This is a genomic window from Pseudomonas sp. 313 (assembly GCF_000316965.1).
Classification (GTDB): Bacteria; Pseudomonadota; Gammaproteobacteria; order Pseudomonadales; family Pseudomonadaceae; genus Chryseomonas; species Chryseomonas benzopyrenica.
In genome coordinates, this window is the sequence record NZ_ANBZ01000017.1 from 1 (window position 1) to 23,309 (window position 23,309).

At 65.8% G+C, this 23,309-nt stretch carries 26 protein-coding genes and 1 pseudogene; 19 read left to right on the forward strand and 8 right to left on the reverse strand.

Annotated elements, in window-relative coordinates; translation table 11 throughout:
- Positions 1 to 24: 24 nt before the first annotated feature.
- From birA to C722_RS24465, 5 genes and pseudogenes are all read left to right on the forward strand, one after another.
- Positions 25 to 972, forward strand: coding sequence for a bifunctional biotin--[acetyl-CoA-carboxylase] ligase/biotin operon repressor BirA (gene birA, locus C722_RS0101185; RefSeq protein ID WP_017638737.1), 948 nt, complete (start codon positions 25 to 27; stop codon positions 970 to 972).
- Positions 962 to 1,714: a type III pantothenate kinase gene (locus C722_RS0101190; RefSeq protein ID WP_017638738.1), complete on the forward strand. Its 753-nt coding sequence runs from the start codon at positions 962 to 964 to the stop codon at positions 1,712 to 1,714. The genes birA and C722_RS0101190 overlap by 11 nt, the downstream gene beginning before the upstream one ends.
- Positions 1,711 to 1,890, forward strand: a complete 180-nt coding sequence (locus C722_RS24460; protein ID WP_017638739.1) for a hypothetical protein — start codon at positions 1,711 to 1,713, stop codon at positions 1,888 to 1,890. Before C722_RS0101190 ends, C722_RS24460 begins: the two co-directional genes overlap by 4 nt.
- A gap of 28 nt (positions 1,891 to 1,918) precedes the next feature.
- On the forward strand, positions 1,919 to 2,377 hold the full coding sequence (locus tag C722_RS0101200; protein WP_017638740.1) for a DUF3301 domain-containing protein: 459 nt from the start codon (positions 1,919 to 1,921) through the stop codon (positions 2,375 to 2,377).
- A gap of 98 nt (positions 2,378 to 2,475) precedes the next feature.
- Positions 2,476 to 3,764, forward strand: a pseudogene (locus C722_RS24465) (MFS transporter).
- Between the two features lie 45 nt (positions 3,765 to 3,809).
- Here C722_RS24465 and C722_RS0101210 read toward each other — a convergent pair.
- Positions 3,810 to 4,277, reverse strand: a complete 468-nt coding sequence (locus tag C722_RS0101210; protein WP_017638741.1) for a hypothetical protein — start codon at positions 4,275 to 4,277, stop codon at positions 3,810 to 3,812.
- A gap of 121 nt (positions 4,278 to 4,398) precedes the next feature.
- The gene (locus C722_RS0101215) at positions 4,399 to 5,334 is read right to left on the reverse strand and encodes an alpha/beta hydrolase (protein ID WP_017638742.1); all 936 of its coding nucleotides are present in this window, start codon (positions 5,332 to 5,334) and stop codon (positions 4,399 to 4,401) included.
- 123 nt (positions 5,335 to 5,457) lie between these two features.
- Between C722_RS0101215 and C722_RS0101220 the strand changes: the two genes are divergently transcribed.
- The 9 genes from C722_RS0101220 (at position 5,458) to C722_RS0101260 (ending at position 12,522) form a co-directional block, all read left to right on the forward strand.
- Positions 5,458 to 5,976 (forward strand): hypothetical protein, encoded by a 519-nt coding sequence (locus C722_RS0101220; RefSeq protein WP_017638743.1) that lies wholly within the window; start codon positions 5,458 to 5,460, stop codon positions 5,974 to 5,976.
- A complete protein-coding gene (locus C722_RS0101225) occupies positions 5,973 to 6,371 on the forward strand; it encodes a DUF3140 domain-containing protein (protein ID WP_017638744.1) in 399 nt (132 codons plus the stop codon). Before C722_RS0101220 ends, C722_RS0101225 begins: the two co-directional genes overlap by 4 nt.
- 143 nt (positions 6,372 to 6,514) lie before the next feature.
- Positions 6,515 to 7,405: an O-acetylserine/cysteine exporter gene (locus tag C722_RS0101230; RefSeq protein ID WP_017638745.1), complete on the forward strand. Its 891-nt coding sequence runs from the start codon at positions 6,515 to 6,517 to the stop codon at positions 7,403 to 7,405.
- Between the two features lie 56 nt (positions 7,406 to 7,461).
- Positions 7,462 to 8,244: a DeoR/GlpR family DNA-binding transcription regulator gene (locus tag C722_RS24470; protein ID WP_017638746.1), complete on the forward strand. Its 783-nt coding sequence runs from the start codon at positions 7,462 to 7,464 to the stop codon at positions 8,242 to 8,244.
- A gap of 20 nt (positions 8,245 to 8,264) precedes the next feature.
- The gene (locus C722_RS0101240) at positions 8,265 to 9,398 is read left to right on the forward strand and encodes an MFS transporter (protein WP_017638747.1); all 1,134 of its coding nucleotides are present in this window, start codon (positions 8,265 to 8,267) and stop codon (positions 9,396 to 9,398) included.
- 67 nt (positions 9,399 to 9,465) lie between these two features.
- Complete coding sequence (locus C722_RS0101245; protein ID WP_017638748.1) at positions 9,466 to 11,514, forward strand: AsmA family protein; 2,049 nt, start codon at positions 9,466 to 9,468, stop codon at positions 11,512 to 11,514.
- A gap of 138 nt (positions 11,515 to 11,652) precedes the next feature.
- Positions 11,653 to 11,889: a hypothetical protein gene (locus C722_RS0101250; RefSeq protein WP_017638749.1), complete on the forward strand. Its 237-nt coding sequence runs from the start codon at positions 11,653 to 11,655 to the stop codon at positions 11,887 to 11,889.
- Entirely contained in the window at positions 11,886 to 12,107 is a 222-nt protein-coding gene (locus C722_RS0101255; protein WP_017638750.1) for a YgdI/YgdR family lipoprotein, read from the forward strand. Before C722_RS0101250 ends, C722_RS0101255 begins: the two co-directional genes overlap by 4 nt.
- Positions 12,108 to 12,120: 13 nt before the next feature.
- Positions 12,121 to 12,522 carry a Rho termination factor N-terminal domain-containing protein gene (locus C722_RS0101260; RefSeq protein WP_017638751.1) on the forward strand — a complete coding sequence of 134 codons (402 nt, stop codon included), beginning with the start codon at positions 12,121 to 12,123 and terminating at the stop codon, positions 12,520 to 12,522.
- A 55-nt stretch (positions 12,523 to 12,577) separates the two neighbouring features.
- Here C722_RS0101260 and C722_RS0101265 read toward each other — a convergent pair whose 3' ends face one another.
- From C722_RS0101265 to C722_RS0101280, 4 genes are all read right to left on the reverse strand, one after another.
- Positions 12,578 to 13,771: a class I SAM-dependent rRNA methyltransferase gene (locus C722_RS0101265; protein ID WP_017638752.1), complete on the reverse strand. Its 1,194-nt coding sequence runs from the start codon at positions 13,769 to 13,771 to the stop codon at positions 12,578 to 12,580.
- 67 nt (positions 13,772 to 13,838) lie between these two features.
- Positions 13,839 to 14,078: a hypothetical protein gene (locus C722_RS0101270; RefSeq protein WP_017638753.1), complete on the reverse strand. Its 240-nt coding sequence runs from the start codon at positions 14,076 to 14,078 to the stop codon at positions 13,839 to 13,841.
- A gap of 247 nt (positions 14,079 to 14,325) precedes the next feature.
- Entirely contained in the window at positions 14,326 to 14,712 is a 387-nt protein-coding gene (gene cueR / locus C722_RS0101275; protein ID WP_017638754.1) for a Cu(I)-responsive transcriptional regulator, read from the reverse strand.
- A complete protein-coding gene (locus C722_RS0101280; RefSeq protein ID WP_017638755.1) occupies positions 14,709 to 17,093 on the reverse strand; it encodes a heavy metal translocating P-type ATPase in 2,385 nt (794 codons plus the stop codon). Before C722_RS0101280 ends, cueR begins: the two co-directional genes overlap by 4 nt.
- Positions 17,094 to 17,204: 111 nt before the next feature.
- On the opposite strand from C722_RS0101280, the gene C722_RS0101285 reads away from it, so the two are divergent.
- A complete protein-coding gene (locus C722_RS0101285; RefSeq protein WP_017638756.1) occupies positions 17,205 to 17,399 on the forward strand; it encodes a cation transporter in 195 nt (64 codons plus the stop codon).
- Here the strand turns inward: C722_RS0101285 and C722_RS0101290 are convergent.
- Positions 17,381 to 18,010: a TetR family transcriptional regulator gene (locus C722_RS0101290; RefSeq protein ID WP_017638757.1), complete on the reverse strand. Its 630-nt coding sequence runs from the start codon at positions 18,008 to 18,010 to the stop codon at positions 17,381 to 17,383. The genes C722_RS0101285 and C722_RS0101290 overlap by 19 nt on opposite strands.
- A 112-nt stretch (positions 18,011 to 18,122) precedes the next feature.
- Between C722_RS0101290 and C722_RS0101295 the strand changes: the two genes are divergently transcribed.
- The 3 genes from C722_RS0101295 to zapE all read left to right on the forward strand — a co-directional run bounded on the left by C722_RS0101295 (position 18,123) and on the right by zapE (position 20,885).
- The gene (locus tag C722_RS0101295) at positions 18,123 to 19,295 is read left to right on the forward strand and encodes a multidrug effflux MFS transporter (protein ID WP_026083563.1); all 1,173 of its coding nucleotides are present in this window, start codon (positions 18,123 to 18,125) and stop codon (positions 19,293 to 19,295) included.
- 68 nt (positions 19,296 to 19,363) lie between these two features.
- Positions 19,364 to 19,750: an MAPEG family protein gene (locus C722_RS0101300; protein ID WP_017638759.1), complete on the forward strand. Its 387-nt coding sequence runs from the start codon at positions 19,364 to 19,366 to the stop codon at positions 19,748 to 19,750.
- A gap of 85 nt (positions 19,751 to 19,835) precedes the next feature.
- Positions 19,836 to 20,885 (forward strand): cell division protein ZapE, encoded by a 1,050-nt coding sequence (gene zapE / locus C722_RS0101305; protein WP_017638760.1) that lies wholly within the window; start codon positions 19,836 to 19,838, stop codon positions 20,883 to 20,885.
- Here the strand turns inward: zapE and C722_RS0101310 are convergent.
- Positions 20,882 to 21,526 (reverse strand): hypothetical protein, encoded by a 645-nt coding sequence (locus C722_RS0101310; protein WP_017638761.1) that lies wholly within the window; start codon positions 21,524 to 21,526, stop codon positions 20,882 to 20,884. The two genes, zapE and C722_RS0101310, sit on opposite strands and share 4 nt — an antisense overlap.
- Before the next feature lie 153 nt (positions 21,527 to 21,679).
- Between C722_RS0101310 and C722_RS0101315 the strand changes: the two genes are divergently transcribed.
- Positions 21,680 to 23,290 carry an inorganic phosphate transporter gene (locus C722_RS0101315; RefSeq protein ID WP_017638762.1) on the forward strand — a complete coding sequence of 537 codons (1,611 nt, stop codon included), beginning with the start codon at positions 21,680 to 21,682 and terminating at the stop codon, positions 23,288 to 23,290.
- Positions 23,291 to 23,309 lie beyond the last annotated feature (19 nt).

Here is a 23,309-nt window from a genome sequence, read left to right on the forward strand (position 1 = left end):
AAGAAAGTCGAACGGAGTTCGAGGATGCCGTTGCTGAAATTGCTGAGTGATGGAAAATTTCATTCCGGCGTCGAGCTTGGTGAGGCCCTGGGCGTCTCCAGGAGTGCCATCTGGAAGCGGCTGAAGACGCTGGAAGATGACCTGGGCGTCGAGGTGTTCAAGGTTCCGGGGCGGGGTTACCGCCTGGAAGAGCCCCTGTCGCTGCTCGATGCCCAACGGATCGCGGGGGAGGGTGGTTGGCCGGTAGCGGTCCTGGCTTCCATCGACTCCACCAATGCCGAGGCACAACGCCGTCTGCAACAACAGCAGCAAACGCCGTTCGCCTTGCTGGCCGAGCATCAGCAGGCCGGACGTGGCCGGCGTGGCCGCGCCTGGGTCAGTCCCTATGGCAAGAATCTCTATCTCACCGCCGTGGTCTCCAGCCAGGGCGGGATCCAGAAGCTGCAGGCCTTGAGCCTGACCATGGGCCTGGCGGTGATCCGTACCCTGCAACAGCTGGGAGTGGAGGATGCCTGGCTGAAGTGGCCCAACGACGTCCTGGTTCGTGGTCGCAAGCTGGCCGGTATCCTCATCGAATTGTCGGGTGATCCGCAGGACGTCTGCCAGGCCATCATCGGCATCGGTATCAACGTCAACATGCGCATGGCCAACGACATCGATCAGCCATGGATTTCCATGGCCGAGGTCCTGGGCGGTCTGCAGGATCGCAACCAGGTCGCCAGTCTGCTGCTGCGGGAGATTGACAGCCTGTGGCAGATTCACCGCCAATCCGGATTCGCCGCCCTGCGCGGCGAGTGGGAGCGTTATCATGGCTGGCAAGGTCGAGCGGTAACCCTGTCTTCGGGGGTTCGCTGTATTCAGGGCACAGTGGCAGGAGTTGCCGAAGATGGGGCTATCCTCATGCGCGTAGACGGGCAGACACAGGCATTCAGCGGTGGCGAATTGAGCCTGAGCCTAGATCATGATTCTTGAACTCGATTGCGGTAACAGCCTGATCAAGTGGCGACTGCTCGCCGCGGGAGCCGAAGTGGTCGACACCGGCATCGTCGACAGCGACGACGCCCTGATCGCGGCCCTGTCCCAGCCGGATGCTCCCACCCTGGCGGCCTGTCGGCTGGTCAGCGTGCGCAGCGACGAAGAGACCCAGCAGCTCAAGGAGCGGTTGACGGCGACCTTCGCCATTCCCTGTCACCAGGCCGTGCCGGTAGAGGTCTGGAATGGTGTGCGCAATGGCTATCGGGATCACCAGCGTCTGGGCATGGATCGCTGGTTGGTGATCCTGGCCGCGGTGCAACTGGCCGAGGGCAAGGCCTGCGTGGTCCTGGATCTGGGCACTGCGGTGACGGCCGATCTGGTCGACGCCCAGGGTGAGCATCAGGGCGGGTTCATCTGTCCGGGGATTCCGTTGATGCGTCGGGAACTGCAGACCCATACCCGTCGGATCCGCTACGATCCACATTGGGCCAGTGGTGAACGCTACGAGGCGCCGGGACGTACGACCATCGAGGCCGTGGAGCGTGGGTGTCTGTACATGCTCAAGGGCTTTGTCCGCACCCAGTACGAACTGGCTCAGGAGATGTTCGCCGAAGGCTGCGAGGTGTTTCTGACCGGGGGTGACGCGGAACTGGTCAAACATGTCGTTCCGGGCGCGCGGATCGTGCCCGATATGGTGTTTGCTGGATTGGCTTTGGCGTGTCCGCTCGAGAACGAATGATGCGTTGGTTGTTTCTGCTATTGGTGGTACTGAACGTTTTCTACTACATATGGCATCAACAGCAGGTGCCTTTGCTAGGTAAGGAAATCGCCCCTCTGACGCTGTACAAAGGCGAGCGTGAAAACATTCGTCTGTTGAACGAGACGGCATCTGGTGACGCTGCACGGCGTCAGTGACGGCGGTACCCTTCGATGAGGAGCGAAGATGCTGACGCTAGGTAATCTCTGCCTGTTGCTGGGCGCAGTCGGCATTGGTCTGTGGTTCTGGCACGCCCACGGCATTCGCGAGCAGGCACTGGTGCTGGCCGAGCAGGAGTGTCGTCGCCGCAAGGTCACGCTGCTCGATGGCGCCGTGGCCTTTTCCCGTTTTCGCTGGCTGGCCGATGCCAAGGGCCGCAAGCGCCTGGCGCGGTTGTTCTCCTTCGAATTCACCGTGACGGGAGAGGAGCGACTCGACGCCTCTCTGGCCCTGTTCGGCAAGACGCTGGCCAAGGTCGAGTTCGCGCCTTTCGTGGTACCCGAGGTCGAACGCCCGGCGGCGGATTCGGTGGTGGCTTCGGCCCCTGCCTATCAGGCCAAGCCCGAGCACGGCCAGGTGGTCTATCTGGATCAATGGCGACAGCGCCAGCGTACCGAGACCAACAGGCGCCAGGAGCCGGAGTGATCCCCGGCACTATCTCCTGATATTTTTTCCTTCCGTAGTCTGACGGTCAGTTCCGGCTGATCCGTTCTGGCTTTCTGCTTCTTTTCATGTGATCCCTGATGTTCAGCCCTCTCGTTACCTTTCCTGCGCTCTATTTCGCCACCCTCCTGATGTTGGCCGGCTCCGGTCTGTTCACCACCTATATCGGTCTGCGACTGACTGAGCAGGGGGCAGGGGATTTCTGGACCGGCGCCCTGATGGCGGCCTACTACTTCGGGCTGGTGTGCGGCGGCAAGTTCGGCCATCGGCTGATCGCCAGTGTCGGCCATATCCGTTCCTATGTGGCCTGCGCCGGTGCGGCCACCGTTACCGTGCTCATTCACGCCCTGATCGACGACCTGAACGTCTGGATCGCGCTGAGATTCATCATGGGCGTGGTGATGATGAATCAGTACATGGTGATCGAGAGCTGGCTCAACGAGCAGGCGGAGAATCACCAGCGCGGCAAGGTGTTCGCCGGCTACATGGTAGCGGTGGACCTGGGGCTGGTGATCGGCCAGGCGCTGCTGGCCTGGCATCCGCAACTCGACTACAAGCCGCTGTTGCTGGTGGCCATCTGCTTCGCCTCTTGCCTGATTCCTCTGGCGATGACGCGGCGGGTGCACCCGGCCAAGCTGGTGGCGGCGCCGCTGGAGATCCGCTTCTTCTGGCAGCGGGTGCCCCAGTCACTGGTGACCATCTTTACCGCAGGCCTGCTGTGGGGGGCTTCTATGGCCTGGCACCGGTGTTCGCCAGTCGCAGTGGCCTGGATACGGCGCAATCGAGCTTCTATGTCGGGCTGTGCATCGTCGCGGGCTTCTGCGCCCAGTGGCCGCTGGGCTGGCTGTCGGATCGACTCGACCGCTGCAAGCTGATCCGCGCCAATGCGGTGCTGCTGTGCCTGGCGGCGGTACCGCTGTGGGGACTGATCACCTTGCCCTATCCCTGGTTGCTGGCTGCGGGTTTCGTCTCGGGCATGCTGCTGTTCACCCTCTATCCGCTGGCGACCGCCTTTGCCAACGACCACGTCGAGCCCGAACGGCGGGTGGAACTGTCGGCGATGCTGCTGACCACCTATGGCGTCGGTGCCTGCATCGGGCCGCTGCTGGCCGGCGCGGCCATGGAGCATTTCGGCCCGGGCACCTTCTATGTGCTGACCTCGGCCTATGCGGTGATCCTGATCGTCTTCGTGCAGCCCCGTTTCGTCAGTGGCGAGCACCGGCTGGACGCGGCGCCGCTGCATCACGTAGCCATGCCGGATACGGTGAGTCCGATGGCGGCAGCGCTGGATCCGCGCATCGACGAGGTGCCACAGGAGCTGGTGGTGGAGGCCCCCGCCAGCATCGGGCCGGGTAGCGAAAAGACCTGATAGGCGAGCCCGGCGCGAGGCCGGGTAGGAAGGAGCGGGTAGCGCTTAGGCCTGACGGGTCTGGCCGGCCTTGATCAGGCGATCCAGGGTCTGGGCCGAGCCGTTTTCGGCCAGGGCGCCCTCCTGCAGACGATGCTGCTGACGCTCGATCAGTCGACCCACGGGACGCTGACCGCTTTCTTCGGCCACTTCGTCGCCACCGAGACGCTGTTGCTGGTCTTCGATCACCTGGCCCAGGGGACGCAGACTGGACTCTTCGGCGATCCGGCGGTCCTGCAGTTGGCGTTGCTGCTGCTTGATGACTTCACCCAGCGGACGCAGGCTGGATTCTTCGGCCAGGGTGCGTTCCTGCAGACGTTGCTGCTGTTGCTTGATCAGCTGGCCCAGCGGACGCTGGCTGGATTCCTCGGCGATCTGGGTGGCAGGGCTGGTGGGGGTGAAGGAGAAGTCCTGGGCGAAGGTGTTCAGGGCCAGGGCGGTCAGGGCGAAACCGAAGGCGATACGCAGGTTCATGATGGTGTCCTCTGGGGAAACTGTGCTGGAGTGAGTTCAGTATCCCGAGCAGGACCGCTCGAAAAAAAATAGACTGGCGAGATAGTGACTATCAGCGCCGTCGATGCCTTTCAAAAAACCTCTAGCCTCCCGTCGATGATTCCTGCTTTTCCGCTTCGCTCAGGTGCGTGCCACCGAACAGCTCGCGCAGAGCGGCGGCATAGGCACGCGTGCCTATCACCATGCTGTTGGAATGGGTCCCGCCCGGGATCAACAGCAGCCGCTTGGGGGGTTGCGCGGCGGCATAGAGGGCCTCGCTGAAGCGGGGCGGCACATAGCGGTCGTCGCTGCCGTGAACGATGAGCACCGGGATATGGATCTCCGGGATCTTGTCCAGGGAATCGAATTTCTCCGTCATCAGCCAGCGCAGGGGAAAGCGGGTGTCGACGACCGCCGAGGCGGCATCGGCCAGGGTGGTGAAGGTGGATTCGATGATCAGACCGGCCGCGGCGGGATAGTCGCCCGTGGGATCCCCGTCGCGGGCGATGCGCCAGGCCAGATCCACCGCCACGGCGCCACCCAGGGAATGGCCATAGAGGTATCTCTTGCGCGGATCGGGCTGCAGGCTCTGCAGGTGCTTCCAGGCGACCCGGGCGTCCAGGTAGACGCTGCGTTCGGAGGGAACGTCGCCAGGACTTTCGCCAAAGCCGCGATAGTCGATGGCCAGCACCGAGTAACCCAGTTGTCGCAGGGTGGCGATGCGCCGGACCTGGGCGGTGAGATTCCAGCGGGTGCCGTGCAGATAGAGCAGGGTGGGGGCGTCCGGGCGCCGGGCGGGCCACCACCAGGCATGCAGGTAGTCGGTGCCGGTCAGACCGTCCGGGACCGGCAGATTGAACTGGCGGACGCCTTCCGGCACCCCGGTGAACCAGCTGGCATTGCCGGGCTCGATGCTGAACACCCATTGACGTTCGCGGTAGGCCAGTTCCGAGCAGCCATAGGGGACCCCGACACCCACCAGCAGGGTAACGAAGAGCAGCGGGATCAGGCGACGGCGGAGCAGGGTGGCAAGGGGCATGGGTTTCTCTGGATACCGGAAGACGCAGGGTAGGGGCGTTCGTCGCCTGGCGCGAACCCCCGTTTCGGTTGGACAGTCATCCTAGAGACAGCGACTGCAGTGACCCCACATCTGAGGTAAGCCATGAGTGCTACGGCCAAGAAGAGCGATCCCGAACTCTGGGAAAAGGTGAAGAAAGAGATTACCGAGGGCGACAAGGGCGGCAAGCCCGGCCAATGGTCGGCGCGCAAGGCGCAACTGGCGTCCCAGGAGTACCAGAAGCGCGGTGGTGAATACCAGGGCAGCAAGGGCAAGGACAATCATCTGCAACAGTGGACCGACGAGAAGTGGGACACCCGCTCCGGCAAGAAATCCGAAGAGACCGGCGAACGCTATCTGCCGGAAAAGGCCCGGGATTCCCTAAGCAAGGAAGAGTACCAGCGCACCACCGCCAAGAAGCGTCGCGACACCCGGCGCGGCCAGCAGCATTCCAAGCAGCCTACCGATGTGGCGCGCAAGACGGCGACCGCGCGTGAGTCGGGCCTGGCTGGTCTGACCAAGGACGAGTTGATGAAGCGTGCCGCGCGTCGCGAGGTGCGGGGCCGGTCGCGCATGAAGAAAGACGAACTGGTGAAGGCGTTGCAAAAGGCAGGTGAGAAATGAGCACCAAGAAGGCTTCCAACGACGACAAGAAAGACGACAGGAAAGAGGTTCGCAGCGAATTCAAGCAGGTGGTCAACATGACCCCCAGCCAGCTGCGCAAATGGCTCAGCGGTGATACCAGCAAGGGTGTGGGCATGACCAAGGGCGGCAAGAAGGTCACTGCCGCCAACGATGGCAAGGCGGTCGGCCATGCCATGGGTGAGCGCATCCTGGAGCTAAAGGGCAAGCGCCAGGCTGAGCTGGAAGACGATGACTACCAGGCCATGCGCAAGGTCATCGGCTATGTGCATCGCCATCTCAAGCAGCGACCGGAGGGCGATATCGAAGACTCGCGCTGGCGCAAGTCGCTGATGAACTGGGGCCATGATCCCTTGCGCGACAAGCGCAGTGCCTGATCCCGACGAACCGCAGCCCAGGCTGCGGTTTTTCGTTGCTAGGGAGTGACTGGCCGAATTTGTGGGCAACTGTGACGCCGCAGCGCGGACGCAAAGGAGTAGGGTAGCCGCCTATCTATCTGAAATCCTTCAAGGAGTTGTGAATGGCACCCCGGGATCTGTTGCTGGCATTGGTCGTCATCCTGGCCTGGGGGGTGAATTTCGTCGTCATCAAGATCGGCCTGCATGGCGTGCCACCCATGCTGCTGGGCACCCTGAGATTCTGTCTGGCGGCCTTTCCCGCCATTCTCTTCGTACGGCGGCCCCAGGTGTCCTGGCAGCTGCTACTGGCGTACGGCCTGACCATCTCGCTCGGTCAGTTCGCCTTCCTGTTCTCGGCCATGTACGTGGGGATGCCAGCGGGGTTGGCCTCGCTGGTATTGCAGGCCCAGGCCTTCTTTACCCTGGCCTTCGCCGCGACCTTCCTGGGGGAGAAGGTACGGCGGGCGAGTCTGGTCGGGCTGCTGGTGGCGGCCTTGGGGCTGTTGCTGATCGGTACCGAGCATGGCGTCACCATGACCCTGGCCGGTTTTCTGCTGACCCTGGCGGCGGCGGCCATGTGGGGCCTGGGCAATATCGTCACCAAGAAGATCGGCAAGGTGGACATGCTCGGCCTGGTGGTCTGGGGCAGCCTGATTCCGCCCATCCCCTTCTTCCTCCTGTCGTTGCTGTTAGAAGGCCCGGAACAGATCGCCACGGCGCTGACGTCGCTGTCGGGCGGCTCGGTCTTTGCCATCGTCTACCTGGCCTTTATCGCCACCCTGGTCGGCTACGGCATCTGGAGCCGGCTGCTGTCGCGCTATCCGGCGGGCCAGGTGGCGCCCTTTTCGCTGTTGGTGCCGGTGGTGGGGCTGACTTCCGCCGCGGTGCTGCTGGGGGAGCAGATGACCATCCAGCAAGCGGTAGGTGGCCTGGCGGTCATGTTCGGCCTGTTGATCAATGTCTTTGGCGGTCGCTGGCTGGATGCGCGGGACAAGGCTTCAGCCTCTGCATGATGTTGCACGTTTATAAATGATTGTGCATGATCTGCTGATCCTCCTGGAGTATCAGCATGACTGCATCCATCCACCTCCCCGAAGAACGCCAAGCCGCGATCCTGGCCCTGTTGCGTGAGCAGGGCCGGGTCCTGTCGGCCGAACTGGCCGCCACCTGGGGCATTTCCGAAGACAGCGTACGTCGCGACCTGCGTGAACTGGCCCGCCAGGGCCTGTGCCGCCGGGTGTACGGTGGGGCGCTCTCGCTGCTAATACCGCCGCAGGCACTGCCGGCGCGGATCAGCCAGGACGAGACGGCCAAGCAGGCGCTGGGCCACGCCGCGGCCAGGCTGGTGCAGCGGGGGCAATTGCTGCTGCTGGATGCTGGCTCGACCAATCTGGCCATCGCCCAGGCGCTGCCCACGGATCTCGACCTGACCGTGGCCACCAATGCGCCGGTGATCGCCACGGCGCTGCTGCAGCGCCCGGGCATCCGGGTGCTGATGATCGGCGGCCTGGCTGCGCCGCAGTCCGGCGCCTGCCTGGGCGCCCGGGCCCTGCGTGACCTGCGTGGCGTGCGCGCGGACCTGGCCTTTCTCGGGACCTGCGCCCTGGCGGTGGAAACCGGGGTGACCGGCTTCGACCTGGAGGAGGCCGAGTTCAAGGCGGCCGTGGCCGAGCAGAGCACCCAGGTCGCCGTCGCGGTGACCGCCGAAAAGCTCGACAGCGTGGCCTTCTATCACGTGCTCCGGCTCGATCAGCTGAACCATCTGGTGTTGGAGCCGGGGTTGAGCGAGGAGCGCCTGCAGCCCTATCGCGATGCCGGCCTGCACCTGCATTCGCTCGCCAGCGACCGCTGATCTCTCGCCCAAGGATTCTCATGACCTCTGCCGTACTGCGTCGCCAACGCCGCGCCACCTTTACCGTCTTTCTCGCCAATGGTTGCGGGATCGGTGGTTGGGCGGCCGCCATTCCCGAACTCAAGCGCGATCTGGCGCTGGGCGACGGCCAGCTGAGTCTGGTGCTGCTGGCGGTCGCCCTGGGCGCCCTGCTGACCATGCCCTTCGCCGGGGTGCTGGTGCCGCGCCTGGGCGGTACCGGACGCCTCACCCGGCTGAGCATCCTGGCCTTCGTGCTGGTGCTGATCTGGCCTGGGGTGGCGCCGTCGCTGGGCTGGCTGCTGCCTTGCGCGCTGCTGCTCGGTGCCAGCAATGGCCTGATCGACGTGGCCATGAATGCCCATGCCAGCGATGTCGAAAGCCGCTGGAACGGCCCGCTGATGTCGTCCTTCCATGCCGCCTTCAGCCTGGGCGGATTTCTCGGTGCCGGCCTGGGGGCACTGGTGCTGCACCTGGGCGCCTCGGCGCTGGTGGTGTTGCTGGCCGCTGCCCTGGTGGCGCTGGTGCTGGCCTTGCCCGCCGCCCTGGCCCTGGACGAAGGCGATCGCAGTCCGGTGAGCCATGCCCTGCGGCTGCCGGATCGACGCGTGCTGGCGCTGGGGTTGATCGCCATGGGCTGCCTGATGCTGGAAGGGGCCATGACCGACTGGAGCGCCGTCTACCTGGGCCAGGTGGGCGGCGCGAGTCCGGTGGTGGCGACCCTGGGCTATGCGGCCTTTTCGCTGACCATGCTGGTGGGGCGGCTGTTCGGCGACGGCATCCGCGCTCGCTTCGGCGGCCCCCAGGTGATCGTTGGCGGGGCCCTGCTGGCGACCCTGGGGCTGGCCCTGGCGGTAATCCTGCCGGCGCCCTGGACGGCGATCCTCGGCTTCGCGCTGGTCGGGCTGGGCCTGTCCAATGTGGTGCCCGCGGCCTTCAGCGCCGCCGGCCAGGTGGCCGAGACGCCGGCTGCGGGCATCGCCATGACCGCCACCGCCGGTTATCTCGGGTTCCTGCTCGGTCCGCCGCTGATCGGTGCCGTGGCGGGGCAGGTGGGACTGCGTGGCAGTCTGCTGTTGTTGACCCTGATCGGGGTGGCGGTGGCGCTGCTGGCGCTACGCCAGCGCAAGGCATGACGTCTATTCAGGGAACCCCGCTGCGCTGAGCAGACCCAAGAGGGAACGGAAATCCAAGGAGGCGGCCATGACGCGCCCACGCAAGATCCTCGCCTGGCTGCTGGGAATCATCCTGCTGCTGTTCGTGCTGGTGGTGGTGATCCTTGCCACCTTCGACTGGAATCGGCTCAAGCCGACCATCAACGAGCAGGTGTCGAGCGCCTTGCACCGGCCCTTCGCCATCGAGGGCAACCTGGGCGTGGTCTGGCATCGCGAGCCGGATCAGGGCGGCTGGCGCGCCTGGATTCCCTGGCCGCACATCGCCGCCGAGGACCTGACCCTGGGCAACCCGGACTGGGCCAAGGAAAAGACCTTCGTCCACCTCGACCGGGTGCAACTGCGGATCTCCCCGCTGGCACTGCTGGCCAAGCAGATCTATATCCCGCGCATCGACCTAAGCGGGCCGGTGGTCAATGCCCAGCGGCTGGCCGATGGGCGCAACAGCTGGACCTTCGAGACCGCCGAGAAGGACCCCAAGGCCGAACCCTCGGCCTGGACCGTAGATATCGGCACCATTGGCTTCGACGCCGGCCAGGTCGGCTTCGACGATGCCCAGACCGCCACCCGGCTAAGGGCGCGGATCACCTCCCTGGATGCCCCCATCGCCTACGCCGATCTGGTCGGCAAGCAGGGCACTTCTCGCCAGCGCTCCCACGTCAAGCAGACCCAGCCCTTCCAGTTCGCCTTGGCGGTGGACGGCAGCTACAAGCAGGTCCCGGTCAGTGGCCGGGGCCAGATCGGCGGACTGCTGGCCCTGCAGGACGCCGATGTACCTTTCCCCATCCAGCTCGATGCGCGGGCCGGCGAGACCCGTGTCCAGGTCTTTGGCACCCTGACCGATCCGCGCCGCCTGGGCGCCCTGGATCTGCACCTGGTGCTGGAAGGCAAGAGTCTGGCGCAGCTCTATCCGCTGACCGGGGTCACCCTGCCGGAGACGGCGCCCTACGCCACTGATGGTCATCTCACGGTCAAGCTCAATGATCCGGCGGGTGCGCGCTTCAGCTATGAAGACTTCAACGGCCGGGTCGGCAAGAGCGATCTGCACGGCGAGGTGCTGTTCACCGGCGGCAAGCCGCGTCCCAAGCTCAGTGGCACCCTGCGCTCCGATCAGTTGCTGTTCGAGGACCTGGCGCCGCTGATCGGCGCCGATACCAAGGAGCAACAGGCGGCCAAGGGCGAGACCAACCAGCAGCCGGCGGACAAGGCACTGCCGGTCTCCGAATTCCGCACCGAGCGTTGGCGCGCCATGGATGCCGACGTGCGCTTCACCGGCAAGCGCATCGTGCAGAACGCGCAGCTGCCGATCACCGATCTGAATACCCATGTCCGCTTGACCGACGGGGTACTCCTGCTCGACCCCCTGCGCTTCGGCGTGGCCGGTGGCGATCTGAACACCACAGTGCGCCTGGAAGGCGACAAGACGCCGCTGCAAGGGCGGGTCGATCTGCACGTGCGCCGGGTCAAGCTGAACCAGCTGTTCCCTACCGTGGAGACCATGAAGCGCAGCATGGGTGAGCTCAATGGCGATGCCACCCTGAGCGGCATCGGCAATTCGGTGGCGGCGCTGCTCGGCACCAGCAACGGCGAACTCAAGCTGTTGATGAACGACGGCCGCATCAGCCGCAGCCTGATGGAGCTAGCCGGACTCAACGTCGGTAACTACCTGGTCGATCGGTTGTTCGGCGATGACGAGGTGGAGATCAATTGCGCGGTCGCCGATCTCGACTTCAAGAAGGGCCTGGTGCAGCCCCAGGTCTTCGTGCTCGACACCGAGAACGCCCTGATCAACATCACCGGCACCATCAACCTGGCGAGCGAGCGACTGGATCTGACCGTCGATCCCCACAGCAAGGGCCTGCGCATCTTTTCCCTGCGCTCGCCACTTTATGTGCGGGGCACCCTGAAGAATCCCGCGCCGGGGGTGAAGGCACTGCCCCTGGCGGCCCGTGGCGCGGCAGCGGCGCTGCTCGCCACCTTCGCGGCGCCAGCGGCCGGTCTGCTGGCGCTGGTGGCGCCCAGCAACGAGCAGGGTGCCCAGTGCAGTGCGTTGTTGCAACAGATGCGCACAGGGCGTTGAACTCCTGCGCTAGAGCCGGTTCGTGCGCCTTGACAGACGACCGTTCGGCGGCGTCTGACGGGTGGAAAAGAACCGCTCTGGTTGCCCAGGCTCTATAGAAATAACCCGAGTCGGGCAGCCTTTTCGCGGAGATCCCTCATGCGTGACGACACCGATAGCCATTACGAAATCCACTATAAATTGCTGGGCGAAAGCTATACCGACCGTATCAGCAATCTGGACGTGCCCATCACCGACGTGGTCCGTGACTTGGCCTGTCGGCACCTGGATGCGATCAACGACGAGCGCTTCCACCTGGCCGACATCGAGTCCGGTCAGGCGCTGGTGGCGCTGCACGATGTGTCCATCCATCGCGTCGCACCGGAAGCCCCATGAAGCGGCTACTAGGCGGTGGGTTGCTGGCCCTGACCCTGACGGGGCTGGCGGCCTGTTCCACCGAGACGGTAGTGACCCTGCAGGACGGTACCCAGTACATCACCGAAGATCGTCCCAACACCAAGACGGCCGACGGCTTCTATGAATTCACCGATGTGGCGGGTCGTCACGTGCGGGTGAAGGCAGCCGATGTAGCCACCATCAAGGCGGAAGACTAATCAGGAGACTGCCATGCCCCGCGGCGACAAATCCAAGTACAGCGACAAACAGGAACGTAAGGCCGAGCACATCGAGGAGAGCTACGAGAAAAAGGGCGTCTCCAAGGATGAAGCCGAAGCACGGGCCTGGGCGACGGTGAACAAGCAGTCCGGCGGTGGTGAAAAGGCAGGTTCCGGCAAGGCCAAGAGTGGTACCGCCAAAAGCGCGGACCGCAAGGATTCCGCCCGGCGGGCGGTGGCGACCAAGCAAGGCCAGTCGCCCAACAGCGGTCGCGCTTCAGCGCGGCATTCGCGCACTGGCAGCACCTCGCTAAGTGACCTGACTCGCGAGGAGCTGGTGAAGAAGGCGGCTGAGCAGAACGTCCGCGGTCGGTCGCGAATGAAGAAGGACGAGTTGATTCGTGCCCTGAGCTGAGGCAAAGACACAAATAAAAAAGCCGGACAATGTCCGGCTTTTCTTTGCCTGGCGTTTAGCTGGGTAGCAGACGGCAGGTGAGGCTCTTGATGTAGCGGGTCTCCGGGATGGCCGGGTGCACCGGGTGATCCGGGCCCTGAGCGCCGCGTTCGAGGATCTGCAGGTTGCGATCCAGATGGCGGGCGCTGCCGAGCAGGATGTTTTGCAGGTCGTCTTCGGGCAGGTGCATGGAGCAGGAGGCGCTGACGAGGATGCCGTCCTTGTTCAGCAGACGCATGGCCTGTTCGTTGAGGCGGCGATAGGCGGTCTCGCCGTTCTTCAGGTCCTTGCGCTTCTTGATGAAGGCTGGCGGGTCGGCGACGATGACGTCGAATTTCTCTTCACCGGCCTTGAGCTCCTTGAGCGCTTCGAAGACATCGCCCTCGACGCACACCAGCTTTTCCGCCAGGCCGTTGAGGGTGGCGTTGCGTTCCACGCCGTCGAGGGCAAAGCCCGAGGCGTCCACGCACATGACCTCGCTGGCACCGAAGGCCGCGGCCTGCACGCCCCAGCCGCCGATGTAGCTGAACAGGTCGAGCACCCGCTTGCCTTCGACATAGGGCGCCAGGCGCGCACGGTTCAGGCGGTGGTCATAGAACCAGCCGGTCTTCTGGCCTTCGCGGACCGGTGCCTCGAAGCGCACGCCGTTCTCTTCCAGCGCTACCCAGTCCGGTACCTCGCCGTAGGCCACTTCCACGTAGCTGGAAAGACCCTCGGCCGTGCGGGCGCTGCCATCGTTCTTCCACAGCACGCCCTGGGGCTTGAACACCTGCAGCAGGGCGGCGAGGATGGCCTCGCGCTGGCGCTCCATGGTCGCCGAGGCGATCTGCACCACCAGGATATCGTTGAAGCGATCCACCACCAGGCCGGGCAGGAAATCCGCATCGCCATAGACCAGGCGATAGCAGTGGCTGCCGAACAACCGCTCGCGCAGGCTCAGGGCGACCTTGAAGCGATGCACCAGCAGCGACTTGTCCAGCGGATAGCCGGTGTCGCGGGAGAACAGGCGGGCGCAGATTAGGTTGTTGGGCGACAGCGCCACCAAGCCCAGCGGCTTGCCGCTGGTGGTTTCCAGGATGGCCTGGTCGCCCGGTTCGAAGGCGGTGAGCGGGGTGGCGACGACGTCCACCTCGTTGCTGTACACCCAGAGGTGCCCGGCGCGCAGACGGCGGTCGGCATTGGCTTTGAGGCGCAGGCGAGGCAGGGTCATGAATCACTCCAACGAAGGGGGCAAAAGCGCGGAATTATAGCGCAAAGCCACCTGCCTGGGCCGGCCGTCAGTCCCGCTGGCTGACCTCGATATCGCTCAGTCCGGCTTCCTGGGCACGACGGGCGATGCTCGGCTGGGCATGGCGCTCCCAGGGCGCATCGACCACCACCTGGGGTTCCTCGACGTGCTTGATCAGCAACTGCAGCACGGCTTCCTCCTCGGTGACAGGCTCGAAACTCTCCAGTTCGTGGGTGAGGGGCTCGCCATTGAGGCGATAGCGGATCTGGTAACGGTGCAGGGTCTGCATGGGGGTACCTCGGCAGCGGGGGATAAGCGATGGACTCCGCCAGGCGGCCGCGGTTGCGTCAGAACCTGTTCACGATCTGCTGCGCGTCGGCCAAACGGCGTTGAAAACGCCCTGGAAGGCCAGCCTCGTCAGAATGCTCATTTACCACTTGTAAACCCGAGCGCGGGTCCGATCCGCTTCCTCAGGTATTTTCGTGGGGCCGCCTAGGCCTTGTTTGGCTCTAGCTCGCCAGATCGTGAACAGGTCCTCAGCCGCCGAGGGTATCGAGGATCGGGCAGTCGGGGCTGGCATCGCCGTGGCAGCAGGAAACCAGTTCGCCCAGGGTGCTGCGCAGCCGCGTCAGCTCGGCGATCTTCAGATCCAGCTCGGCGATGTGCCGCTTGGCCAGCGCCTTGACGTCGGCGCTGGCGCGCTGCCGGTCCTGCCAGAGACTGAGCAACTGGCGGATCTCCTCCAGGCTGAAGCCCAGTTCCCGCGAGCGGCGGACGAAAGCCAGCACCCGCAGATCTTCGGCGCCGTACTGGCGATAGCCGCTGTCGGTACGCCCGGCAGGCGCCAGCAGACCGATGCGCTCGTAGTAGCGCAGCATCTTGGCGGTGAGCCCGCTGGCCTTGGCGGCCTGGCCGATGTTCATGACAAGAGATCTCCAGACGGGCGCCAGCGGCCCAGCAGCAGGGCATTGGCCAGGACACTGACGCTGGAAAAGGCCATGGCGGCGCCGGCATAGACCGGGTCGAGCAGGCCAAAGGCCGCGAGCGGCAGGCCGATGACATTGTAGACGAAGGCCCAGAACAGATTCTGGCGGATCTTGCGCTGGGTACGCCGGGCGATGTCCAAGGCCGCTACCACCTGGCGTGGATCCTCCTGCAAGAGGGTGATGCCGGCGGCATGGCGCGCGGCGGCGGTGCCCGAGCCCATGGCGATGCCCAGCTCGGCAGCGGCCAGTGCCGGGGCGTCGTTGAGGCCGTCGCCGACCATGGCGACGCCGCCCTGGGTCGCTTGCAGGCGGGCGACCACCGCGGCCTTGTCGGCGGGCAGTACCTCGGCCTCCCACTGCGCGATGCCCAGCGCCGCGGCTACCTGGCTGGCGCTGCCGCGGTTGTCCCCGGTCAGCAGCCAGCTGTCGATGCCGTCGCGGCGCAACCGGGCGATGGCCGCATTGGCCCCTGGGCGAAGCTCGTCGCCAAAGGCCAGCAGGCCCAGCACCCGCGGTTGGGCGCCGGTTTCCAACAGCCAGGACAGGGTCAGTCCCTGGTCTTCCCAGGCGCGAGCGGCGTCGGCCAGGGGGCCGGCGTCCAGCTGCCGTTCGGCCAGCAGGCGGGCATTGCCCAGCAACAGCGGCCGTCCTTGCCAACTGCCCTGGAGGCCGCGGCCGGGGAGGGCGCGGACGTCCTGGGCGGGCGGAGTGTCCAGGTCACGGTCACGACAGGCGAAAAGCACCGCTGCGGCCAGGGGGTGTTCGCTGCCGCGTTGCAGGCTGCCGGCCAGACTCAGCAACTCGGCTTCCTCGATGCCAGGCGCCGTGGCCAGGTGGCGTAGGCGCAACTGGCCGGCGGTCAGGGTGCCGGTCTTGTCGAAGACCACGGTGGTGATGCCCTGAGCGCGCTCCAGGGTTTCGGCGTCCTTGATCAGGATGCCGTGACGCGCCGCCACTCCGGTGCCGGCCATCAGCGCGGCTGGCGTCGCTAGACCCAGGGCGCAGGGGCAGGCGATGACCAACACGGCGACGGCGGCGAGCAGGCTGGGCTCCAGGGCGTGACCGGCCAGCAGCCAGCCGAGCAGGGTGACCAGCGCCAGGGTCACCACCACGGGGACGAACACCCGGCTGATGCGATCCACCAGTTGCTGGATGGGCGCCTTGGTGGCCTGGGCGTCTTCCACCAGGCGGATGATGCCGGCCAGCACCGTCTCGCCACCCAGGGCGGTGACCTCGACCTGCAGATTGCCCTCGCCATTGATGGCGCCACCCACCACCTCGTCGCCGGGGCCCTTGGCGACCGGGCGGCTCTCGCCGGTGAGCAGGGCTTCATCCACCTGGCTTTCGCCTTGCAAGATGCGGCCATCGGCGGGGATGCGTTCACCCGGACGAAGCTGCAGGCGATCGCCCAGGCGCAGCCGGTTGAGGGCGACCTCCTCTTCGTTGCCGTCGGCATCCAGGCGGCGGGCGCTTTCGGGGCGCAGAGCTTCCAGAGCGCGCAAGGCCGCGCCAGTACGGCGCTTGGCACGGGTCTCCAGATATTTGCCCAAGCGCACCAGGGCGATGACCATGGCCGCCGTCTCGAAGTAGAGATGGGGGCTGCCCTTGACCAGCCAGAGATAGAGACTCAAGCAGTAGGCGGCGCTGGTGCCCAGGGCGACCAGCACGTCCATGTTGCCACTGCGGGCGCGCAGGGCATGCCAGGCGCCACGATAGAAGCGCGCGCCGATGAGGAATTGCACCGGTGTCGCCAGCAGAAATTGCAGCCAGGCGGGCGGCATCAGGTGCCAGCCGAAGGGCGTCAGCAGCATGGGCAGGATCAGCGGCGCGGCCAAGAGCAGCGTCAAGGCCAGCTCCAGGCGTTCCCAGCGCAGGCCCTGACGTACCGGGGCAGGGCGGTCGTCTTCGGCCAGGCGATCCTCGGCGCCGTAACCCGCCGCTTCTACCGCGACGATCAGGGCCTGCGTCTCGACCGCGGCCAGGGTCTTCACCCGGACTCTTTCGCTGGCCAGATTGACCTCGGCGGTCAGCACCCCGGGCACCGTACGCAAGACCTTTTCGATACGCCCGGCGCAGTTGGCGCAGCTCATGCCGGACAGTGACAGGTCATGCTCGACCTCGGCCACCCGGTAGCCAGCCGCGCTGACCGCCTCGGCCAGCGCCGGTGCCGCGTCGATTGGCGCGCTGACGCGAGCCTTTTCGCTGGCCAGGTTGACGCCGGCCGCACTGACGGCCGGGACCTTCTGCAGGGCGCGCTCGACCCGCCCGGCGCAGGCCGTGCAGGTCATGCCGCTGATGGAGAGTTCGAATTCGTGCATGGGCACCTCCTAAGCTCAGTGTTGACCTTGACCTCGGGTCAAGGTCAACACTGGAACCCGGTCCTGGCGCTGGCGTCAGGAGAAAGAGGTCAAGACAGACAGGAGCAGACCATGCATGTCATCAAGGTAGTCGGAATGAGTTGCGCCCACTGCGTGAGCGCGGTCGAGGCGGCGGTCCTCAAGGTCGATGCCCGGGCGCGGGTCGAGGTGGATCTGCAGGCGGGCGAGGTGCGTATCGACAGCGCCGAGGTTGATGCGCCCTTCCGCGCGGCCATCGAGCAGGCGGGCTATACCGTCGTCGACTGAGTCCAGTCGCGCACGATGGCGCGGAAGAAGGTGGTGAACACCTGATCGGCGGCCAGCAGCGGGGCGAAGGTCTGTTCGTCGCGCAGCAGATCGGAGAGGGTGCCGAGAAACAGGCTGTGCAGCATCCGACTGGCCAGTTGTGGCGTCACGCCCGGCTGCAGGCGGTGCGCCTGGGCGGTGAAGAGGGCGTCGGTAATGCGAATGAACTGCCGCAGGAACTGCAGATCGCGTTCTTCGGCCTCGCGCAGCTCTTCGGTGAATTCGCAGCGGTGCAGCATGATCGTCATCACCCGCTGCTCGCGGCCAGGCTGGGTGAACTTCGCCATGCCTTCGATGCACAGTTTGAACAGCCGTTGCAGGCTATCTTCCTCGCCGTCCACGCGCAGGCGCTCGCTCAGTTCGTCGGCGGGGATCCTTGTCTGGCTAAGCATTTCGTGGAACAGGTGGGCCTTGTTCTGGAAATGCCAGTACACTGCACCCCGGGTGACGCCGCATTCGCGGGCGATCATTTCCAAGCTGGTACGCGCCACGCCATTGGTCAGGAACAGGGCTTCCGCCGCATCGAGAATGGCTTGGCGGGTCTGTTCGGCTTCTTCTTTCGTACGACGCATGGGCGATCTGACTGGCAGTGGGTCTGCCACGCAGTCTAGCGCGCCTCGGCGCTTTTACAAACATGATTGTATGTAACTGCGCGACACTTCCGCTTCCATCGGATCAGGCTTCATGACTTTTCGCTTATTGTTGATTCTCGGGGCCCTCTCGGCCTTCGCTCCCTTCGCCATCGACATGTACCTGCCCAGCTTCCCGTCGCTGGCACTGTCGTTCGCCACCGACATCGAACACGTGCAGCTGAGTCTGGCGGTGTATTTCGCCGGCCTGGCCAGCGGTCAGCTGTTCTATGGCCCCCTGGCGGACCGCTTCGGTCGCCGCCTGCCGCTGCTGATCGGCATCGGCCTGTTCTGCCTGGCGTCGCTGGGCTGCGCCCTGGCGCCGAGTCTGCCCTGGCTGATCGCCGCGCGCTTCGTCCAGGCCCTGGGCGGTTGCGCCGGCATGGTGATCGCCCGGGCCGTGGTGCGGGATCTCTGCGAGCCGATGGCCGCGGCGCGGGCCTTCTCGCAGATCATGCTGGTGACCGGGATCGCCCCCATCATCGCGCCCTTCGCCGGCAGCCTCCTGCTCAGCACCTTTGGCTGGCAGGCGATCTTCGTCAGCCTGGCGCTGTTCGCCGCCGCCTGCGGTACCGCCGTGGCGCTCTGGTTGCCCGAGTCCTTGCCGGCGCACCATCCACGGCCGCCGCTGCGGGGGGCCTTGCGCAACTACCTGCGGCTGCTGCGTGATCGCACCTTCATCGGCCACACCCTCACCGGCGGCATCGCCATGGCCGGCATGTTCGCCTACATCTCCGGCTCGCCCTTCGTGCTGATCGAACTCTACGGCGTCAAACCCGAGCACTACGGCTGGGTCTTCGGCCTCAACGCCGCTGGCTTCATCCTGCTGGGGCAGCTCAATGCCCGCCTGGTGGTCCGCCAGGGACCGGCCTTCTGGTTGCGTCGCGCGGTGGTGGCCTATGCCGCGGCGGGGCTGGTCCTGCTGCTGGTGGGTGCCTTCCAGCCCAAGGCGCTGCCGGTGCTGATGATTCCATTGTTCTGCGCCATCGCCCTGCTCGGTGGCATCGTGCCCAACGCCTCGGCCTGCGCCCTGGCGGGGCAGGGCGCCAATGCCGGCAGTGCCTCGGCGCTGATGGGCAGTCTGCAGTTCATCCTGGCGGCGCTGGCCTCCAGCAGCGTGGGCGCGCTGCACAACGGCACCGTGGTGCCCATGTGCGCGGTGCTGGCGCTCTGTGCGGTGGCGACCGCGCTGATGGCCCGCTGGACCCATAGATCCACACCCACCTGAAGCGGAGTGGATTTTTCCCGGCCAGGCAGGTCAGATAGGCGAACCCTCACACTTCCAGGGACGCCGACATGACCTTCGCCTACTGGTGCATCTTCCTCGTCTATCTCGTGCCCTATGGCGCGGCCTATTACGCCAAGTTCAAGGGCAGCGGCTTCACGCCCGAGGACAATCGGGATCCGCGCAGCTTCCTCGGCAAGCTGGAAGGCGCCCGGGCCCGGGCCAATGCCGCCCAGCAGAACGCCTTCGAGATCAATCCGCTGTTCGCCGCGGCGGTGATCGTCGCCCACGTCACCGGTGGCGCCGACCAGGGCACCATCAACTTCTGGGCCTTCCTCTTCCTGCTCAGCCGTATCGCCTACACCTGGCTGTATATCCGCGACCACGCCACCCGCCGTTCCCTGGCCTGGGCCGGTGGTTTCTTCTGCTGCCTGTGCCTGTTCATCGCCGCGGCCTGAACCTGCGGTGAGCCGACGTCATCGGTCTTGACCGGCGGCGTCGGCTCCGGCTTCATTAGCGGCCTATCTTTCCTGGCCAGCCGCCATGACTTCCGCTTCGCCCGCCCAGCAGGTGCTGGAGCATTTCGCCGATCTGGCCCAAACCCGTGGGTACACCCTCGATAGCGCTCAACAGGCCGCCATCGAGCGCTTCGCCGTCTTGGCCGACGAACTCCTGCGCCCGCGCCTGTTTCGCCGCCAGACGCCGCGCAGCCTCTATCTCTGGGGGCCGGTGGGGCGTGGCAAGAGCTTCCTGCTGGACGGCTTCTTCGCCGCTCTACCATTCGCCGAGAAGCGCCGCGTGCACTTTCATGCCTTCTTTCGCGACCTGCACGAGCGCATGTTTCGTCAGCCAGCGGGTGGCGATGCCCTGACCGCCAGCCTGGACGACTTGCTCGCCGGCTGCCGACTGCTCTGTTTCGATGAATTCCATGTGCATGACATCGGCGATGCCATGCTCATCACCCGGCTGTTCAAGGCCTTGTTCAGCCGCGGTGTGGTGCTGATCACCACCTCCAACTATCCGCCGGAGGGGTTGCTGCCCAATCCGCTCTACCACGAGCGCTTCCTGCCGGCGATCCGGTTGATCGAGACGCGCATGGACATCCTCTCGGTGGCCGGTCCCCAGGACTATCGCGGCGCCAGCCCCGCCGAGCCCGATCCCTTCGGCGTTGGCGCCTATCTCTGGCCGGGTAGCCCGGAGCAGCGTCGTCGGCTGACGCTGCCGCCATTGGCGCAGACCAGGATCGAGGTGCCGGTAGGCCATCGCAGCCTGCCCGCCATCAGCGCCGCGGAGGGTCTGTTGCACTTCAGCTTCGCCGACCTCTGCGAAGGCCCCACGGCAGTCCTCGACTACCTGGCCCTGAGCGAAAGCTGGCAGCGCTGGCTACTCGATGCGGTGCCGCCGCTGCGCGACGCCAGCCCCGCCGCCCGTCAGCGCTTCATCAACCTGGTGGACGTGCTCTATGACCGTCGCCTGGCGCTGTTCCTGATCAGCGCCGCGCCGCTCGACGAGACCCTGGCCGACAGTGAGATCGCCGACATGTCGCGGACGCGTAGTCGGCTGTCACAGCTGCGGCAGATCGGCCCCGGTTAGTGCTGTTGCCGTAGCTTCGCACTGTCCAGATGCCAACGGCGCTGCTCGGCCGAGGCGCCGTCGACGTCGTTGAGCCGGCGCAGCTGATAGCTGCCGCTGAAGGTCTGGCGGGTGCCGTCGGTGAGACGTGCCTTTACCGTCACCGGGATACTGACATAGCTCGAGCCGGCCGCGCCCTCGACCGGACCGGGCTGACCTAGGGTCACCTGCACGCTGCGGGTCCGGGCATAGCCCTGGCGGAATTTCTCGTAACTGTTGCCGGGTTGGCCGTCATCTCCCCATAGCTGCCAGGCGGTGCCGTAGTCCCGCGCATCCAGCGCCCGGTAGTAACGCTGGACCACGGCCGCCGCGGCCTCGGCGCTGCTGGGCAGTGGACCGCAGCCGGGTTCCTTGGCCGCCTCGCCATCGCCGAAAAGGGCGCAGCTGCGGGCGATCTCGTCCTCTATCAGGGCACAGCTGTTGGCGGCGTTGCAGGGCGGTCGCGTGGCGGGGGAGAGCGCCCGGCAGCTGGTGGCCAGGGCCTGAGCCGGCTTTTGCCCGATGTCCTGGGCGCAGCTGCGTGGCGCCCGCTCCGTGGAGCCCAGGGCACCGGTGGCCAGGGACAACAGCAGGAGAGGGCAGAGCAGCAGGCGGGGAGGCATAGACGCGATCCTTGGGCAAAGGCTCAGCCTAGCAGGCCGAGGTCGAGGTGGAAAAAAGCAGGTGACGGTCATCCGTCGTCTGGCCAGCTGGCTGACGTAAAAGCGTCATACGGCCGGCGCAGGGTAGCCAGATCCCGTGTCGGAGTTCGCCCCATGCCTTCGTCCAGTCCAGCCGCCTCCCTGTCGCCGCTGTCCCATCCCCTGCACAGTTCGCGCAAGCCCGGTCCGCTGCGGATCGTGCTGTTCATCGTGCTGCTGCTGACCGGTCTGGCCGTGACCCTCGGCGGTATCCATAACGATGTCAGCGATGCCCAGTCGCCGCCCACCACCTGGCTGCCCTTCGCCGGCCTGGCACTGGCGCTGGTGATCGCCCTCGGCTTCGAATTCGTCAATGGCTTCCACGACACCGCCAACGCCGTGGCCACCGTCATCTACACCCACTCGCTGCCGCCCAATGCGGCGGTGCTCTGGTCCGGCTTCTGCAACTTCCTCGGGGTGCTGTTCTCCAGCGGTGCGGTGGCCTTCAGCGTCATCGCCCTGCTGCCGGTGGACCTGGTGGTGGAGATGGGCGCAGGCCGGGGCTTCGCCATGATCTTCGCCCTGCTGATCGCCGCCATCGTCTGGAATCTCGGCACCTGGTGGCTGGGGTTGCCGGCGTCGTCCTCCCATACCCTGATCGGCTCCATCATCGGCGTCGGTCTCATGCATGCCTGGCTGGGCGGCCTGGATGGCAGCAGCGGCGTGGACTGGGGCCAGGTGGCCAAGGTCGGCTATGCGCTGCTGTTCTCGCCGCTGATCGGCTTCGTCTGCGCGGCGCTGCTGTTGGTGCTGCTCAAGCGGATCGTGCGCGACCAGACGCTCTATCAGGAGCCGAAGAGCGCCGAGCCGCCGCCGCCGTGGATCCGCGGCCTGCTGATACTGACCTGCACCGGGGTATCCTTCGCCCATGGCTCCAACGATGGCCAGAAGGGCATGGGCCTGATCATGCTGATCCTGGTCGGCGCCCTGCCGACCGCCTATGCGCTCAACCGAGCCGTGCCGGCCACGGCCACGCCAGCCTTCGCCGCCGTCGCCGAGGTCACCGCCAGCGGCCTGCGCCAGGCGGCGCCCCAGGCCGCACCGGCCGATCCCCATGGGGTGCTGCTGGAATTCGTGCGTAAGCGGCAGAGCAATCCGGAGGTGCTGCCGGCGCTGGCGGCCATCACCGACGACATCGCCCGCGAGGTGCGCCAGTACGGCGCCCTCAACAACGTGCCGGCGCAGAGCATGCCCAACGTACGCAATGCCATGTACCTGGCCTCGGAATCCATCCGCCTGCTGGAAAAGGAGCACCTGCCGGGGCTGGCGCCCAAGGCGCAGGAGGATCTCAAGGAATTCAAGCGGCAGATCGACCAGGCCACCCGTTTCATCCCGCTGTGGGTCAAGGTGGCGGTGGCCATCGCCCTGGGCCTGGGGACCCTGGTCGGCTGGCGGCGCATCGTCATCACCGTCGGCGAGCGCATCGGCAAGACCCACCTGACCTATGCCCAGGGCGCCTCGGCCGAGCTGGTGGCCATGGGCACCATCGGCGCGGCGGACGCCTTCGGCCTGCCGGTCTCCACCACCCATGTGCTCTCTTCGGGCGTGGCCGGGACCATGGCCGCCAACGGTTCCGGATTGCAGTGGGCCACGGTGCGCAACCTGGCGCTGGCCTGGGTGCTCACTCTGCCGGTGGCCATGGCGCTGTCCGCTTCACTCTACTGGTTGCTGGTGCACCTGTTCTAAGAGCCTGTTCAAAATCTGC

What these genes read in the sequence shown, in the direction of transcription:
- birA (WP_017638737.1), top strand. Translation starts at nt 25, where the DNA reads ATGCCGTTGCTGAAATTGCTGAGTGATGGAAAATTTCATTCCGGCGTC.
- C722_RS0101190 (WP_017638738.1), top strand. Translation starts at nt 962, where the DNA reads ATGATTCTTGAACTCGATTGCGGTAACAGCCTGATCAAGTGGCGACTG.
- C722_RS24460 (WP_017638739.1), top strand. Translation starts at nt 1,711, where the DNA reads ATGATGCGTTGGTTGTTTCTGCTATTGGTGGTACTGAACGTTTTCTAC.
- C722_RS0101200 (WP_017638740.1), top strand. Translation starts at nt 1,919, where the DNA reads ATGCTGACGCTAGGTAATCTCTGCCTGTTGCTGGGCGCAGTCGGCATT.
- C722_RS0101210 (WP_017638741.1), bottom strand. Translation starts at nt 4,277, where the DNA reads ATGAACCTGCGTATCGCCTTCGGTTTCGCCCTGACCGCCCTGGCCCTG.
- C722_RS0101215 (WP_017638742.1), bottom strand. Translation starts at nt 5,334, where the DNA reads ATGCCCCTTGCCACCCTGCTCCGCCGTCGCCTGATCCCGCTGCTCTTC.
- C722_RS0101220 (WP_017638743.1), top strand. Translation starts at nt 5,458, where the DNA reads ATGAGTGCTACGGCCAAGAAGAGCGATCCCGAACTCTGGGAAAAGGTG.
- C722_RS0101225 (WP_017638744.1), top strand. Translation starts at nt 5,973, where the DNA reads ATGAGCACCAAGAAGGCTTCCAACGACGACAAGAAAGACGACAGGAAA.
- C722_RS0101230 (WP_017638745.1), top strand. Translation starts at nt 6,515, where the DNA reads ATGGCACCCCGGGATCTGTTGCTGGCATTGGTCGTCATCCTGGCCTGG.
- C722_RS24470 (WP_017638746.1), top strand. Translation starts at nt 7,462, where the DNA reads ATGACTGCATCCATCCACCTCCCCGAAGAACGCCAAGCCGCGATCCTG.
- C722_RS0101240 (WP_017638747.1), top strand. Translation starts at nt 8,265, where the DNA reads ATGACCTCTGCCGTACTGCGTCGCCAACGCCGCGCCACCTTTACCGTC.
- C722_RS0101245 (WP_017638748.1), top strand. Translation starts at nt 9,466, where the DNA reads ATGACGCGCCCACGCAAGATCCTCGCCTGGCTGCTGGGAATCATCCTG.
- C722_RS0101250 (WP_017638749.1), top strand. Translation starts at nt 11,653, where the DNA reads ATGCGTGACGACACCGATAGCCATTACGAAATCCACTATAAATTGCTG.
- C722_RS0101255 (WP_017638750.1), top strand. Translation starts at nt 11,886, where the DNA reads ATGAAGCGGCTACTAGGCGGTGGGTTGCTGGCCCTGACCCTGACGGGG.
- C722_RS0101260 (WP_017638751.1), top strand. Translation starts at nt 12,121, where the DNA reads ATGCCCCGCGGCGACAAATCCAAGTACAGCGACAAACAGGAACGTAAG.
- C722_RS0101265 (WP_017638752.1), bottom strand. Translation starts at nt 13,771, where the DNA reads ATGACCCTGCCTCGCCTGCGCCTCAAAGCCAATGCCGACCGCCGTCTG.
- C722_RS0101270 (WP_017638753.1), bottom strand. Translation starts at nt 14,078, where the DNA reads ATGCAGACCCTGCACCGTTACCAGATCCGCTATCGCCTCAATGGCGAG.
- cueR (WP_017638754.1), bottom strand. Translation starts at nt 14,712, where the DNA reads ATGAACATCGGCCAGGCCGCCAAGGCCAGCGGGCTCACCGCCAAGATG.
- C722_RS0101280 (WP_017638755.1), bottom strand. Translation starts at nt 17,093, where the DNA reads ATGCACGAATTCGAACTCTCCATCAGCGGCATGACCTGCACGGCCTGC.
- C722_RS0101285 (WP_017638756.1), top strand. Translation starts at nt 17,205, where the DNA reads ATGCATGTCATCAAGGTAGTCGGAATGAGTTGCGCCCACTGCGTGAGC.
- C722_RS0101290 (WP_017638757.1), bottom strand. Translation starts at nt 18,010, where the DNA reads ATGCGTCGTACGAAAGAAGAAGCCGAACAGACCCGCCAAGCCATTCTC.
- C722_RS0101295 (WP_026083563.1), top strand. Translation starts at nt 18,123, where the DNA reads ATGACTTTTCGCTTATTGTTGATTCTCGGGGCCCTCTCGGCCTTCGCT.
- C722_RS0101300 (WP_017638759.1), top strand. Translation starts at nt 19,364, where the DNA reads ATGACCTTCGCCTACTGGTGCATCTTCCTCGTCTATCTCGTGCCCTAT.
- zapE (WP_017638760.1), top strand. Translation starts at nt 19,836, where the DNA reads ATGACTTCCGCTTCGCCCGCCCAGCAGGTGCTGGAGCATTTCGCCGAT.
- C722_RS0101310 (WP_017638761.1), bottom strand. Translation starts at nt 21,526, where the DNA reads ATGCCTCCCCGCCTGCTGCTCTGCCCTCTCCTGCTGTTGTCCCTGGCC.
- C722_RS0101315 (WP_017638762.1), top strand. Translation starts at nt 21,680, where the DNA reads ATGCCTTCGTCCAGTCCAGCCGCCTCCCTGTCGCCGCTGTCCCATCCC.